We start from the raw sequence: 500 nt of genomic DNA, 5'->3' as shown, positions 1-500 counted from the left end.
CCGTGCACGCCGCGCTGCGCCGGCTGCGGCGCAAGGAACGCGAGGTGCTGACGCTGTGCGTGTGGTCGGGGCTCGGCTACGCGGAGGCCGCCGAAGCGCTCGGCGTCCCGGTCGGCACCGTACGGTCGCGGCTCTCGCGGGCGCGGGCGCGGCTCCTGAAGCTGAGCGAGGCGGGGGAGCCGGGGACCGTACGGGCCGAGGCGGACGGGCCCGTCCGCGACAACAGGACGGAACCGGGACGCGGGTCCGGAGAGGTACAGGGCGGGGCCGCGTTCGCGGCCCTGCCCGCGCGGGAGGAGAACCGATGACCGATACCCACCCGTCCCGGAGCGGAGCGGACCGCGGCGAGGCCGACGACGTGGCCCGGCTCCTGCCGCCCCCGCCCGAATGGGACCTCGCGCCCGGGCGACAGCACCACCACAGGGAACGACTCATGCGACAGATCGACGACGACACGGCCCGCACGGCGGAGCCGGCCCCGGCCGCCGCCCGCAGGCGCG

Annotated in this window: 1 protein-coding gene and 1 pseudogene; both read left to right on the top strand. The window is 77.6% G+C overall.

Annotation, left to right across the window (positions count from 1 at the left end; translation table 11 throughout):
* Nucleotides 1-308 (top strand): sigma-70 region 4 domain-containing protein (locus G3I42_RS30355; protein WP_203607565.1); only part of this gene is annotated, 308 nt, incomplete at its 5' end.
* Nucleotides 305-500 (top strand): annotated as a pseudogene (locus tag G3I42_RS30350) (hypothetical protein); the annotation flags it as partial. The gene G3I42_RS30355 and the pseudogene G3I42_RS30350, both read left to right, overlap by 4 nt.

It is taken from the genome of Streptomyces sp. SID11385 (genome assembly GCF_010548245.1).
Taxonomy (GTDB): Bacteria; Actinomycetota; Actinomycetes; order Streptomycetales; family Streptomycetaceae; genus Streptomyces.
Note: the sequence above shows the minus strand (reverse complement) of the source record. Positions and strands in the feature narration are given on the sequence as shown.